Below are 13,455 nucleotides of genomic sequence, written 5' to 3'. Positions count from 1 at the left end.
TTACTCCTTGTCGTTTTGAGGCAGGCGGATTTGCTCCCGCTCCCGGCCCAGTTCACTGACCGTCGGGCTGGCCAGGGGGCCACTCACGCGATAACGAATACGCGTGAATACATCTACCACAGGCCCCAGTACCTTGGACAGGGCCAGCACATAAAGGCCGGTCACCGGCGTCACCGCAAAGGCCGCCAGCACCGGCAGGTTGCCGGTCAGGTTGGGCGTGAATTCAAAACGGTAATCGAGCCGCTCGGCGGCCAGGTCCACCCGTCCTTGCCCGGCCATGTCGCCGGCGGCCCCTTTCAGCAGAAAGTCGTCGTTGCGCAACAGGCCCTGCTCAAAGGTGCCGGTGGCACGAATACTGTCAAAGTAAAAGCCGCCTTCAAACACGTCGCGAAAATCCAGCCGCAGCCGCCGTAGTATCGAGTCCATGCTCAGCACCGACAGCAGGCCGGCGCCCTTGTCGCTCACCCCGGTGAGCACGCCGGCGCCGGTTTCCACGCTGACGGTGCCATCCAGGCGGGAGGTCACCGGCTGCCAGGGCAGCCCGGGCCAGCTCAGCTCGCCTTCCAGCAGCGCCTGGGTGTCACGGAATGGCGAGGGTTCATCCAGAGCCTGCCAAAGCGCCTGCAGGGATTGCGCCCCTCCTCGCCACTGCAGCCGGGTAAGGTCGCCGCTGTCGTGCTGCAGCCAACGCCCTTGCGCCCGGCCCTGCAGCAAGGGGCCGTCGAGCCAGAGATCGTCGAGCTGCACGCCGTTTTCCGCGTGCAGCGGTGACAACTGGAACCCGGCCTTACCCAGGGCCAGCTCGCGCCAGCGGCAGTCATCACAGCGAAACACCAGGGCCGGCACTCGGGCCGGAGACAACCGGCTCATACCGATGCCTTCACCGCCGGGCCTTGGCGACAGCCACAGCCGGTCAAAACGGGCGGTGATCGGTTCATCATTGCCCCAGGCCAGCTCTCCCTGCGCCTGCTGCGCCGCCACCGCCAGCCGGTGGCGGCCGGCTTCTCCCGGGCTGAAAGTCAGCCGCAGATCGCTGAGTGGCTGGCGCCACAGCTCACCGCTGTCGGCACGCAAGTCCGCCCGGTAGCGCTCCGGCCAGTGCAACGCTATCGCTCCTGCCTCGTTCGACGGCGCCCCGCCGAGCCGCGCCAGCCAGTCGTCCAGTCTGAGCTCGGCCAGGTGTGCCGCCACATCCACCGGCGCTCGGGGAAGCCTGGCCTTTGCGCCGCCGGCATCGAGCCAGAGTCGGCTGACGTGCACACCGTCGGCGGCAAAGCCGAGTCGCAGCTCGGCATCGATATCCGGCGCCATGGCAAGCCGCGCCCGGGCCTGGGCCGTGTCGCCGGACAGCGACAGCCGCAACGGCCGAGCCGGTCCGGCATCCTTGCCCAGGGGCGGCGGCAGCCGGCTTGCCAGCCCTGCCAGGCTCGAGTCCAGCTCGGCGGTGTAATTCACCCGCCCTTCGGTCATGTTCAGCTGCACTCGGCCCTGCCAGCCGGCCTCGCCCTGCAACCCCGCCAGCCAGGGGTGTGCCCGGCCCAGGGCATCGCCCTGCAAGCGGCCGGCCAGACCGATATCGGCATGATAGCCGGCCTCGGTGATCCGGCCCTGATAATCCACCGTCAGCGGCTGGCCCAGCCAGCGGCCTTGCAACTGCTTCAGCCCGGTTTCTTTCTCGTCAAAATTGAGGGTGCCGTGCACTCCGGTCAGGGGCATGGACAGGGGCGTGATCAAGACCTCATTGTCACTGAAAGTCACCTCGCCCTTTACCCCCACCGGGCCGCCGCTCAGGGGAATGTCGAGGGCCAGCCGGCCCGTCAGCGGGCCCGACACCCGCACCTGCTGCAGGGTGGCACCCACCGAGCCGGCCAAGGGAGACTGTTGCAGGTAGCCGGACACCGCCTCGCCGTCCCCCTCAATGCCGGCGTTCAGCGCGAGGCGGGCGCTGCGGTTCAGGGGCACGATGCGGGCATCGATGTTTTCGGCCCGGGCCTGACCAAGGCGCCCGCTGGGGCCGGTCATGTACAGGCCGTCGTTTTCAAACAGCAGATCGAGATCCAGGGCGGTCAGCGGCTGCCAGTGGGGATCAAAACGGAATTCGGCGTCGCGCAGGGGCACCCGGGCCTGAAAAATGCCCGACCCGTCGCGATAGGGAAAACGATTGAGGCGACCGTACCAGAGCACTTCGGCGTGTTCGGCATGGCCGCCGCGAATGGCGCCCTGCAGGTAGTCCACCAGCCGAGGGCCCATTACCGGCTCGGGCAGATAAGCCCCTGCCCGACCGGCCCGGTGCAGATCCACTCGGGCCGAGGCGCTGAGCAGGGGCGCCCCTGCCGGCGGCAACTGCAGGCTGACCCAGGCTTCAAGATCCAGGTCGTCGCCGGCCACCCGCAGCCGGTCACTCCACAGCCACCAGTCGCGGCCGCGTTTTTGCCACTGCAGCTCGGCGGTCAGCGCACGCATCGGCCAGGGGCCGCGAAAAGCCTTGTCCCAGTGCCAGTCGGCGGCCTCGGGCTGGTTCAGGATCAGCCGGCCGTGCTCCGCCGCCAGGGTAAAGCGGCCATTCAGTCCCTGCGTTTGTGGCACCCAGCCAAAGGCCTGCGTGCTGACCTGGCGGAGTTCCCCGTCCAGCTGCCAGTCGCTGCCGTCGGCATTGGCGGCAAAACGCAGCCCCGACAGCCGGCCCTTGGGGGCAATGCCCGCCAGCTGACGCGCGGCGGCGGGCCAGTAGTATTCGCCCCACTGGGCCAGCAACGCCAGATCGGTAAAGCTGAGCCGATCCAGGTAACCGCTGAGCCGCTCCCGGTCGCGGTCGAGCTGAACCCGCCAGCGCTCCCAGGCCTCGCCGTCCACGCTGATGTCGATATCGCTGCTGGCCAGCTGCCAGCCGACGGCGGTAGGTTGCCATTGCAGACGACCCCCCTTGACCACCACCTCGTGGCCCTCTCCCCAGCCGGCCCGGTTCTGCCCCAGGGTCAGCAGCGCCGCCTGCAGCTCGCCCTGCCGCCATTCCAGCCAGGCCTCAAAGGAAAGCTCGGCCGAGACGCTATCGTCCTCGGGGCGCACCCGGGCCAACACCGGACTGGCATCCACCCGGTCGGCCTGCAGATAAATACCGCCGCTCAGGCGGTCGATGGGCCCTTCCAGCCGCCCTTGAAACACAAACTGCTGGCCGGCGCCGGGACCAAAGCTCAATCGGCCCTCGCCCTGATGCAGCTCGGCGCCGTTGTGCCAGCGCAGGGCAGGAATATTCAGCTCCAGCAGAGGTTTGCCCGGACTGGCCAGCACCAGCTGGGCATCCACCAGACTCAGCCGCTCCACGCCCTGCAGTGCCAGGGTGCGCAGTGCGGTGATATCGGTACGCGGCGCCTCGCCTTCGCCGCTCAGTCCCAGGGTCAACCGCAGGCCGTCCAGGGTGAGCTCGTTGAGCACCGGCCGCCACTGGCGCAAACTTTGCCACAGTTGCATGTCCACCGAGGCCCGGCGCAGGATCAGATCCGGCTGTTGCGGCCGCTGCAGGCGCACGTCTTCCAGCACCAGCACGGGACCGAAGTCCTGCCAGCCCAGCCCCAGGCCGCCGATGTTCAGGGCCAGCTGGTGTTCGCTCAGCAACCGGTCCAGCCACTGTTGTTGCAGGGCCGCCAGCCAGGGCGAGCCGAAGCGCAGCAGGCTGACCAACAGGGCCAGCATCACGGCGGCTCCGGCCAGGCCAAACCAGGCCCAGCTCAGGCTGCGTTTCAGCACTACATCATCACCACGTCAAACTGCTCCTGGTTATACAGGGGCTCGCTGTTGACCCTGACCTGCTTGCCGATAAACACCTCCAGTTCGGCCAGCATGTGCGACTCGTCTTCCTGCAGGGCCGCGGCCACGGCGGTGGAGGCATAGACCACGAACTTGTCGGCGTCGTAGGCCTTGTTGACCCGCAGGATCTCTCGCAGGATTTCGTAGCTGACAGTTTCCACGGTTTTCACCCGGGCTCGACCATTGCACTCGGGACAGGCATCGCAGAGCACATGCTCCAGGCTCTCCCGAGTTCGCTTGCGGGTCATCTCCACCAGTCCCAGCTGGGAAAAGCCGTTGACGTTGGTCTTGGCCCTGTCTTTGGACAGGGCCAGCTCCAGACTGTGCAGCACGCGGCGCCGGTGGTCCTCATCGTACATGTCGATAAAGTCGATGATGATAATGCCCCCCAGGTTGCGCAGCCGCAGCTGACGGGCAATGGCCTGGGTGGCCTCGATATTGGTGTTGAAGATGGTTTCTTCGAGGTTGCGGTGCCCGACAAAGGCGCCGGTATTGATATCGATGGTGGTCATGGCCTCGGTCTGATCGATGATCAGATAGCCCCCCGACTTGAGCTCCACCTTGCGATCCAGGGCGCGCTGGATCTCGTTTTCGACGTCATACAGATCAAAGATCGGCGACTCGCCGTGGTAGTACTCGATGCGCCCGGACAGCTCGGGCACGAACTCATCCACAAAGGTGCGCAGGGCGTCGCAGGTTTCCCGAGAATCGACCCGAATACGATCCAGCTCGGCCCCGACAAAGTCGCGCACGATGCGAAACGCCAGCCGCAGATCCTCGTAGAGCATGGAGCAGGACGGGTACTTGCCCCGGCGCTCCTGAATCTTGCGCCACAGCCGCTTGAGAAAGGCGGCATCCTGGGCCAGCTCCTGCTCTCCGATGCCCTCGGCGGCGGTGCGAATGATAAAGCCACCCTGTTCGTCCACATGCTCGGCGGCCAGGGCCTTGAGCCGCTCCCGCTCCTGTTCGGAGTCGATGCGCTGGGACACGCCCACGTAGGCGCTGCCGGGCATGAATACCAGATAGCGGGACGGCAGGGTAATGTCGGTGGTGAGGCGAGCTCCTTTGGTGCCGAGGGGATCCTTGACCACCTGCACCATGATATCTTGGCCCTGACGCACCAGTTCAGCGATATTGCCGGCCTGAAAATGGGCCTGCTCACGGGTGTCGACGCACTCGGTATGGGGCACGATGTCGGAGGCATGCAGAAAGGCGGCGCGCTCTCCGCCGATGTCCACAAAGGCCGCCTGCATGCCGGGCAGCACTCGGCTGACCTTGCCCTTGTAGATATTGCCGACGATGCCACGCCGGGCCTGACGTTCGATATGCACTTCCTGCAGGATACCGTTTTCCACCAGTGCCACCCGGGTCTCAGCCGGGGTCATATTGATAATCAGTTCTGCAGACATGTGGGCTCCGCCAGTGAGGGGGGTGATATGGCCTTAAACTATCACAGAATGGCGGCTTTCAAGAGCCGGAATCAAGCGGTTACGATGCCGGCATCACGCAACAGGGCTTCGGTTTCCACCAGTGGCAGGCCCACCACGGCGCTATAGCTGCCGTGAATACGCGACACAAAACGTCCACCCAGTCCCTGAATGCCGTAACCGCCGGCCTTGTCAACGGGCTCGCCGGTGTGCCAGTAGCGGTCGATGTCGGCCTCGCTCAGGGCGCGGAAGGTCACTTCCGTGGTCACCAGCACACTCCGGCAGTGTTCGCCCCGCGCCAGCGCCATGGCGGTCATCACTCGATGACTGCGGCCCGACAGCCGGCGCAGCATGGCCTTGCCGTGGGCCTCGTCCTGGGGCTTTTCCAGCACCTCGCCGTCCACCACCACTATGGTGTCACCGCCCAGCACCGGCAGCGGCTCGGGCGCCAGCGCGGCACCGGCCAGGGCCTTGTCCCGGGCCAGCCGCTGCACATAGCCGGCGGCGTCTTCGTCCGGCCGCTGGCGCTCTTCCACCTCGGGACGCACCAGTTCAAAGCGTACCCCCAGCTGCGCCAGCAGCTCGCGGCGACGGGGCGAGGCGGAAGCCAGGTAAAGGGCGATGGTCATGACGACTCCTCAGGTCAGGGCAAACTGACGCCGGCACTTGCGCAGCAACAGGAAGATCCAGGGCCAGAACACCATGCTGCTGACGATGGACCAAAAGTAGTGATAGTCCACCTGAATGGCGCTGTTGAGGTAGCCGGTCCAGAAGATCAGCAGCTTGTTAAGCATGGCCAGGCCGCCGACCACAAAGGCCTGCTGCCACACCGAGTAGTTGCGCATGCGCTGAAACTGGGAAGCGGCCAGATACACCGGAATCACCAGCGCCAGGGCGCGCACCCCCAGCACCGAGCCCAGCAGCAGATCCAGCAGCAGGCCGGCCACAAAGGCGGTGCCCACGTTGGCCCGGTGCGGCAGGGCAATGGTCCAGTACAGCAGGGTGACCAGCAGCCAGTCGGGGCGAAAGGGCGCTATCATGTCCGGCAGCGGCAGAATCGACAGGATCAGCGCCAGTGCCAGGCTGGCCATGATGCCCAGGCGACTGCGCAATGGAAAGGCACTCATGGCGTGGGTTCTCCGGGTTCGGCCACCGCCGGCTCAGGCTCGGCGACCCGCGGCTCGGGCCATAGCAGCAGCAGGTAACGCACTCTATCCAGGGCGGCAAAGGGGGTTATGCGAATATCGGCAAAGGCCTGGCCTTCCTCATGGCCCACATGGGTCACCCGCCCCACCGGATAGCCCTCGGGAAAGCGCCCCGCCAGGCCCGAGCTGAGCAGCACGTCACCCTGCTGAATGTCGGTATTGCGGGTGATATTGTCGAGCACCAGCCGATCCAGCCGGCCACTGCCGCTGGCGATGGCGCGAATGTCGTTACGCGCCACCCGCACCGGAATGCCGTGGCTGGTATCGGTGATCAGCAGTACCCGGCTGGTGGTCTTGCCCACCGAGATGATCTGGCCGACCACGCCCTGCTCGTTGAGCACCGGCTGGCCTTCAAACACCCCCTGCAGGCTGCCCTTGTCGATCACCACCTGATGGGAAAACGGATCCGTGTCCACCGCCATGATCTCGGCCACCATGCGGCGGGCGTCGCGCTGTACCGGTGATCCCAGCAGCTCGCGCAAGCGTTGGTTCTCCTGCTCCAGATGGCGCAGCCGCAACAAATCGTCACGCAGCAGAAACAGCTCCCGCTCCATGCGCTCGGCCTGGTTCAGCAGGGCCTGGCGCGACATCAGCTGGGTAGAAGCGGAGTCCAGCAACAACCGCGGGCTGTTGGCCATGTACTGCAGCGGGCTCACCAGGGAATTGAGATAGACCTTGATGCCGGCAAAGGACTGGTAGCGGCTGTCTGCGATAATCAGCATCAGGCACGCCAGTACCGCCAGGGTCAGGCGAATGGGCAAAGAGGGGCCACGGCCAAATATGGGCTTCATGAAAAAGAGCGAGCCGGTCACCCGGCCCGGTTCATCAGTCGTAGTGGAAGAGGTCGCCGCCGTGCATGTCGATCATCTCCAGAGCCTTGCCGCCGCCACGGGCCACACAGGTCATGGGATCATCGGCCACCACCACGGGAATGCCGGTTTCTTCCATCAGCAGGCGATCCAGATCGCGCAGCAGGGCGCCACCGCCGGTGAGCACCATGCCCCGCTCGGAGATGTCTGAGGCCAGCTCGGGGGGAGACTGCTCCAGCGCCACCATGACGGCGCTGACAATGCCCGACAACGGCTCTTGCAGGGCTTCCAGGATCTCGTTGGAGTTGAGGGTAAAGCTGCGCGGTACCCCTTCGGCCAGGTTGCGGCCGCGCACTTCGATTTCCAGTACCTCTTCGCCCGGATAGGCGGAGCCGACCACGTGCTTGATGCGCTCGGCGGTGGCTTCGCCGATCAGCGAGCCGTAGTTGCGACGCACATAATTGATGATGGCCTCGTCAAACCGGTCGCCCCCCACCCGTACCGACTGGGAATAGACCACGCCGTTCAGGGAGATAATGGCCACCTCGGTGGTACCGCCACCGATGTCCACCACCATGGAGCCGGTGGCTTCGGACACCGGCAGGCCGGCACCGATGGCCGCGGCCATGGGTTCATCGATCAGGTACACCTCGCGGGCGCCGGCGCCCAGCGCCGACTCCTTGATGGCCCGGCGTTCCACCTGGGTAGAGCCGCAAGGCACGCACACCAGCACGCGGGGGCTGGGGCGAAAGAAGTTGTTGTCGTGCACCTGTTTGATGAAATGCTGCAGCATTTTTTCGGTGACGTAGAAATCGGCGATCACGCCGTCCTTCATCGGGCGAATGGCGGCGATGTTGCCGGGCGTGCGCCCCAGCATCTGTTTGGCGGCATGACCGACCGCGGCTACGCTCTGGGCCGAGCCGGTTCTTTCCTGGCGAATGGCCACGACCGAGGGCTCGTTCAGAACTATGCCCTGATCCTTGACGTAAATAAGGGTATTGGCCGTTCCCAGATCGATCGAAAGATCGTTGGAAAACATGCCTCTTAGCTTCTTGAACATATGCTGAAGGGGATCCTGGATTGAGAAACCGGAAAATTCGGCTAACTTTACCAACGCATTCAGCCCCCGGCAAGGCGGAACCGCGAGCAGAACCGAACACGAATGGATACGAGTTTCAATAAATCAATAAGTTCCTTACACTTGGGCTTCGGACTTTATTTTTCACTGGTTTTGCCTTGCCTTCACTGCATCACTGGCAACGACTGTACGCTCGAGGAAACGCCGGGCTACAGCGGGTCGAGCACCCCCTGCTTACCCGCCACGGCCTGATACTGCACGTGCAGCGGGACGACCGTCTGCATGTTTCCATATCCGGCAATAAGTGGCGAAAACTTAAATATGTGCTGCGCCAGGCGCTGTCGGAACGGGCGACCGGCCTGCTCAGCTTTGGCGGCGCCTGGTCCAATCACCTGCACGCCCTGGCCGCCGCCGGCCACGCTTTGGGATTACCCACAGTGGGGGTGGTGCGGGGCGAGCCAGAATATGCAGCCAATCCCACCCTGACCGATGCTCGGGCCTGGGGCATGGCCCTGGAGTTCGTCGACCGGCAAGGCTATCGCCGCCGTCACGACTCAGGCTTTCTGGCCGAGCTGGCCGCCCGTTATCCCGGCTTTTACCTGATCCCCGAAGGGGGCAGCTGCGCCCTGGCCCTGCCCGGGGTCGCGGAGCTGTGGCGGGAACTGCCTGCCTGCGATCGGCTGGTGCTGCCGGTGGCCAGCGGTGGCACCCTGGCGGGGCTGCTTTCGGCGCGCCCGGAGCGCACCGTCATCACCGGTTATGCGGTGCTCAAGGGACAGGACTGGCTGGCCGACACCGTGTGCGGGCTGCACCCGCCCGCGGCCGGCGATGCGGGCTGGCAACTGCGGCTGGATCATCACGGCGGCGGCTATGCCAAATGCCGTGATGCCGACCGGCGAGCCATCGTCGAGCTGAGCCATACCCTTAACCTGCCCCTGGAGCCGGTATACAGCGGCAAGGCCATGCTCGGCCTGTTCCGGGACATCGAAGCCGGCCATTACGCCTCCGACAGCCGCCTTGTCTTTCTTCATACCGGCGGCCTGCAGGGGGCGAGAAGCTATACCAGCGCAAAGCGCTCGGGGCAGGCGAAGTAATAGCCCTGCCCGGCGTGCACCCCCAGCTGGCGCAGGCATTCCCATTCGGCTTCGGCCTCCACTCCCACGGCAATCACACGGGTACGGTTGCCCATGCAGTTGCCCAGCAGGCTGCGAACCGCCATCTGGTTATTGGGCTTTCGGTGTATATCCCGCACCAGGCTGGGGTGCAGCTTGAGGTAGTCCAGATCGTAGTCCTTGATGTACTGAGTGCTGACCACGTCCTGGCCGGCGTGATCCACCGCCAGCCGGCAGCCCAGCGCCTTGAGCGCCCGTAGCGGCTTGGCCAGATCCAGAAAGTGACGGCTAACCCCGGCTTCCGACAGCTCGATCACCAGTTCACCCAGCAAGGCCCGAGGCAGCTGGATCAATTCAAACACCAGCCAGCGATGAAAGCCCCGGTTCAGCAGGCTGGCCACCGACACGTTGATCGCCAGGGTGGCCCGGCGATCGCCCTCCTGCAGCAAGGTCAGGCCACGCAACAAGATGCTGCGATCCAGATCCTGCAGCAGGCCACATTTTTCCGCCATGGGCAGAAAATGTCCCGCCGCCAGTTCCCGCCCCCGCTCGTCGTGAATCCGGGCCAGCAGCTCCTGGCTTTCCGGCTCGCCCCCCCGTTCCCGGTAGATACCCTGGCGATCGAGCAAAATGGCGTCCTGCTCCAGCAGCCGGCTCAGCAGAGTGCGCCAGCGCACCGTGCCCTTGCCGCTGCTCTCTTCGGTCAGGCCCTTGTAATACATGAAGTAACCGTCGCCGCCCTGCAGGGCGGCGCTGCGCAGGGCCAGCTCGGCTTCTTCCTGCACCTGATCCAGCTGTTCGCCAAAGGCAAAGCAGACGCCGCCGATAAATACCGCCGGCTCCCTGATTTCATCGGGCCAGTGCAGGCGGTGCAGCAGCTTCATCACCTGGCGGGCGGCGTCCAGCGCCTCGCTTTCCACCAGATTGGGAAACAACAGGGCGAAGGTGTTGCCGGTGTAGCGGGCCTGCAGGGCGCCGGGGTAGCGCCGAATCAGGTGGCCCAGATAGACCGAGGCCGAGCTCAGCAACTCGTCGCCCCGCTCAAACCCCAGGCGATGGTTGATGTGCTCCAGATCCTGCAATTCCACCAACAACAGGGCGCCGGAATGGCTGGCGGCGTCGTTGAGCGCCGCTTCCAGCCGATTGTCAAAAAACACCCGGTTGCCGATGCCGATCTTGCGATCCACAAACACATTGGCGCGAATAAAGGTGTCGAAACGGCTACGCTCCTTACGCGCCTCCTTCAGCTCGGCCATCAGCCGGTCCAGCGCCCGGCTGGCGGCCTGGGGCCATTCCTCTCCCGGATGGTGCTGCAACATGCTGAGCCGGCCGTCGAGGATAAGCCGGCCACGCTGATCGAGCAGCTCGGCACCACGCAGCTGGCGACGAAACCAGCGCAGGCTCAGCAGCAGACCGGCGAACACCAGCATGATGGCGCCGGTCAGCCCGGAGACCGCGGCCAGGGAGTGGTCAATATCGTAAAAGGGCGGCTGCAGCACCAGCCTCACCTGTAGCCCGTCACCGCCCAGGGGGCGGCTGTATTCCTGAGTCACCTCGGTCTCAGGCGGTACCTGCACACTCTGGTAGCGCCAGCGCAGCTGTTCGCCGTCATGCACCGAAAACTCGATCAGATCGCTCACATCCATCAGGGCCGGCAGCCATCGTTCAATGGCCGGCTGGGCCGCGCTGTCGGGTTGCCAGGCCTCGTCGACCATGCGCACCACGGCGTCCACCTGACGCTGCTGATAGGCCAGCCCCATCTGGTAAAAACTGATGCCGGCGCCAACCAGTACCATCAGTACGGCCGCCAGCACACAGAGGGTGATGGTGGTAATAAACTGATTGGTAAATTTCATGGGCTATCCCTGCCGCCGGCACAGTGCCGGCGCATCCTGTTAATATTTATATTAGAGCCGGGCGAACCCTTGCCCGCTATTGTTCAGTATTGTTTACTTTTGGCCAGCGCCCAAACGGCAAAAGGCCCCGCCGAGCGGGGCCTTGTCTGAAACGATGATTCCTCAGAACGGAATATCGTCATCAAAGTCCATCGGCGGCTCGTTGTATACCGGCTGGCTCTGGGGCTTGGCTGCCGGTTGCGGCTGGCCTTGCGGCTTGTTGCCGCCGTACTGGGACTGGCCACCCTGCTGGCCATACTGGCCGCCGCCTTGCTGCTGGCCCCAGTTGCCCTGTTGCTGGCCGCCACCCTGCTGACCCTGGCTCCAGCCGCCCTGGCCCTGACCGCCGCCCTGAGGGCGACCACCCAGCATCTGCATGGTGCCGCCCATGTCCACCACCACTTCGGTGGTGTAACGGTCCTGGCCACCCTGATCCTGCCACTTGCGGGTTTGCAGGCGGCCTTCCACATACACCTGAGAGCCCTTGCGCAGGTACTCGCCGGCAATCTCGGCCAGCTTGCCGAAAAACACCACTCGGTGCCACTCGGTGCGCTCGCGCTGCTCACCGTTCTGCTTGTCACGCCAGGTTTCGCTGGTGGCCAGGGTAATGTTGGCGACGGCGTTGCCGTTAGGCATATAGCGCACTTCGGGATCCTGACCCAGATGCCCGACCAGGATGACTTTGTTGATGCCTCTATTGGCCATAACTTGCTCCGTACTCACAGGTTGATCAGGCGTTTGGCCTGATCCAGTTCAAAAATATTGCCATCTACCTTGAGGTAGGCGGCGCCTTCGTCGGGAATGATCAGCGCCTCGTGCACGCCCGGTAGCGCCATCAACCGCTGCAGCAGCTGACTGCGGGCGGATTCTGACTCTATCTTAACACCGATGGGCAGAATATGAGACCGCACTCGGCTGACATTGGCCATGCCTGCCGACAGCCAGAACCAGAACACCATGGTCAACGCCACCAACAGAAAGACCCCGGCCCCTCCCAGCTGCTGAAACAGGGCACCACCCAGCACACCGCCGAGAAAGGCACCGAAAAACTGGCTGGTGGAATAAATGCCCATGGCGGTGCCCTTGCCACCCGCCGGCGCCAGCATCGACAAAAACGCCGGCAGCGAAGCTTCCATAAAGTTAAACGCGGTAAAATACAGCACCATGGCCACCGCCAGCAGCCACAGCTTGCCCTGGCCCAGGGCCATCAGCACCAGCGCCACCATCATCACCAGAATGGAAGCCTGAAACAGCAGCTTGTTCATGTTGCGCCGAGCGCCGAGGATCAGAAAGGGAATGATCAGCACGAACGACAATATCAGTGCCGGCAGATACAGCCACCAGTGATGCTCGGGCACCAGGCCGGCATTGGCCAGCGACAGCGGAAAGGCCACAAACACCGCGGTCAGGGTCATGTGCAGCAGCATGATGCCAACGTCCAGGCGCAGCAGCTGCTTGTCTTTCAGCAGCCGGCCGAACAACTCGGGGGCGGCGGTCACATCCCGAATCTGGCCCTTGCTGACCGACTCCGGCAGCAGGAAACGCACCATGATCATGCCCACCAACGCCAGTACTGCCGTGGTCCAGAACACCCCGGACAGTCCGAACTGCGCCGCCAGCAACGGGCCGGCCACCATGGCGGCGGCAAAGGACATGCCGATGCATACCCCGATAATGGCCATGGCCTTGGTGCGGTTTTCTTCCCGGGTGATGTCGGCGGCCAGCGCCAGTATGGCGCCGGCAATGGCGCCGCTGCCCTGCAGCACCCGTCCGGCAACCACGCCATAGACGGAATCGGACAACGCCGCCACCACGGAGCCGGCGGCAAACAGCGCCAGGCCACCATAGATCACCGGCTTGCGGCCGATACGATCCGACAGCCAGCCGGCGGGAATCTGCAGCACCGCCTGGGTCAAACCATAGGCACCGATGGCAATGCCCACCCATAGCGGTGAGAAACCGACAAGATTCTCACCATAGAGGGCAAATACCGGCATGATCATGAACAGGCCCAGCATGCGCATGCCAAAGATGCCTGCCAGGGTAAAGGACGCCCGCCGCTCCCGCGGGCTGAAGCCTTGCTGATCGCTCATGAAAGATGGTTCCGCCGTCATTGTTCACAAAA

At 64.4% G+C, this 13,455-nt stretch carries 10 protein-coding genes; 1 reads left to right on the top strand and 9 read right to left on the bottom strand.

The window, feature by feature from the left end; translation table 11 throughout:
• The 6 genes from OJHNALOF_RS10985 to OJHNALOF_RS10960 all read right to left on the bottom strand — a co-directional run bounded on the left by OJHNALOF_RS10985 (position 1) and on the right by OJHNALOF_RS10960 (position 8,305).
• Entirely contained in the window at positions 1 to 3,744 is a 3,744-nt protein-coding gene (locus OJHNALOF_RS10985; RefSeq protein ID WP_165662065.1) for a YhdP family protein, read from the bottom strand.
• A complete protein-coding gene (rng, locus tag OJHNALOF_RS10980) occupies positions 3,744 to 5,213 on the bottom strand; it encodes a ribonuclease G (RefSeq protein WP_094201455.1) in 1,470 nt (489 codons plus the stop codon). The genes OJHNALOF_RS10985 and rng overlap by 1 nt, the downstream gene beginning before the upstream one ends.
• Positions 5,214 to 5,284: 71 nt before the next feature.
• The gene (locus OJHNALOF_RS10975) at positions 5,285 to 5,860 is read right to left on the bottom strand and encodes a nucleoside triphosphate pyrophosphatase (protein ID WP_165662064.1); all 576 of its coding nucleotides are present in this window, start codon (positions 5,858 to 5,860) and stop codon (positions 5,285 to 5,287) included.
• Positions 5,861 to 5,869: 9 nt separating this feature from the next.
• Complete coding sequence (gene mreD / locus OJHNALOF_RS10970) at positions 5,870 to 6,358, bottom strand: rod shape-determining protein MreD (protein WP_165662063.1); 489 nt, start codon at positions 6,356 to 6,358, stop codon at positions 5,870 to 5,872.
• The gene (mreC, locus tag OJHNALOF_RS10965; protein ID WP_094201485.1) at positions 6,355 to 7,227 is read right to left on the bottom strand and encodes a rod shape-determining protein MreC; all 873 of its coding nucleotides are present in this window, start codon (positions 7,225 to 7,227) and stop codon (positions 6,355 to 6,357) included. The genes mreD and mreC overlap by 4 nt, the downstream gene beginning before the upstream one ends.
• A gap of 34 nt (positions 7,228 to 7,261) precedes the next feature.
• Complete coding sequence (locus OJHNALOF_RS10960; protein ID WP_094201458.1) at positions 7,262 to 8,305, bottom strand: rod shape-determining protein; 1,044 nt, start codon at positions 8,303 to 8,305, stop codon at positions 7,262 to 7,264.
• Positions 8,306 to 8,481: 176 nt separating this feature from the next.
• On the opposite strand from OJHNALOF_RS10960, the gene OJHNALOF_RS10955 reads away from it, so the two are divergent.
• Positions 8,482 to 9,417 (top strand): 1-aminocyclopropane-1-carboxylate deaminase/D-cysteine desulfhydrase, encoded by a 936-nt coding sequence (locus OJHNALOF_RS10955; protein ID WP_240919715.1) that lies wholly within the window; start codon positions 8,482 to 8,484, stop codon positions 9,415 to 9,417.
• Here the strand turns inward: OJHNALOF_RS10955 and OJHNALOF_RS10950 are convergent.
• From OJHNALOF_RS10950 to OJHNALOF_RS10940, 3 genes are all read right to left on the bottom strand, one after another.
• Complete coding sequence (locus OJHNALOF_RS10950; RefSeq protein WP_165662062.1) at positions 9,381 to 11,291, bottom strand: EAL domain-containing protein; 1,911 nt, start codon at positions 11,289 to 11,291, stop codon at positions 9,381 to 9,383. The two genes, OJHNALOF_RS10955 and OJHNALOF_RS10950, sit on opposite strands and share 37 nt — an antisense overlap.
• A gap of 162 nt (positions 11,292 to 11,453) precedes the next feature.
• Positions 11,454 to 12,035 (bottom strand): single-stranded DNA-binding protein, encoded by a 582-nt coding sequence (locus OJHNALOF_RS10945; RefSeq protein ID WP_094201460.1) that lies wholly within the window; start codon positions 12,033 to 12,035, stop codon positions 11,454 to 11,456.
• A 14-nt stretch (positions 12,036 to 12,049) separates the two neighbouring features.
• Positions 12,050 to 13,423: an MFS transporter gene (locus tag OJHNALOF_RS10940; RefSeq protein WP_165662061.1), complete on the bottom strand. Its 1,374-nt coding sequence runs from the start codon at positions 13,421 to 13,423 to the stop codon at positions 12,050 to 12,052.
• Positions 13,424 to 13,455: the final 32 nt, after the last annotated feature.

The organism is Oceanimonas sp. MB9 (assembly GCF_011319775.1).
GTDB lineage: Bacteria > Pseudomonadota > Gammaproteobacteria > Enterobacterales > Aeromonadaceae > Oceanimonas > Oceanimonas doudoroffii.
The sequence above is the reverse complement of the archived record's forward strand: the minus strand, read 5'-3'. Positions and strand labels throughout refer to the sequence as shown.

Bases quoted from the DNA above. Each gene is read 5' to 3' on its own strand.
- mreD (WP_165662063.1), bottom strand. From the start codon at position 6,358: ATGAGTGCCTTTCCATTGCGCAGTCGCCTGGGCATCATGGCCAGCCTG.
- OJHNALOF_RS10960 (WP_094201458.1), bottom strand. From the start codon at position 8,305: ATGTTCAAGAAGCTAAGAGGCATGTTTTCCAACGATCTTTCGATCGAT.
- OJHNALOF_RS10945 (WP_094201460.1), bottom strand. From the start codon at position 12,035: ATGGCCAATAGAGGCATCAACAAAGTCATCCTGGTCGGGCATCTGGGT.
- rng (WP_094201455.1), bottom strand. From the start codon at position 5,213: ATGTCTGCAGAACTGATTATCAATATGACCCCGGCTGAGACCCGGGTG.
- mreC (WP_094201485.1), bottom strand. From the start codon at position 7,227: ATGAAGCCCATATTTGGCCGTGGCCCCTCTTTGCCCATTCGCCTGACC.
- OJHNALOF_RS10940 (WP_165662061.1), bottom strand. From the start codon at position 13,423: ATGAGCGATCAGCAAGGCTTCAGCCCGCGGGAGCGGCGGGCGTCCTTT.
- OJHNALOF_RS10950 (WP_165662062.1), bottom strand. From the start codon at position 11,291: ATGAAATTTACCAATCAGTTTATTACCACCATCACCCTCTGTGTGCTG.
- OJHNALOF_RS10975 (WP_165662064.1), bottom strand. From the start codon at position 5,860: ATGACCATCGCCCTTTACCTGGCTTCCGCCTCGCCCCGTCGCCGCGAG.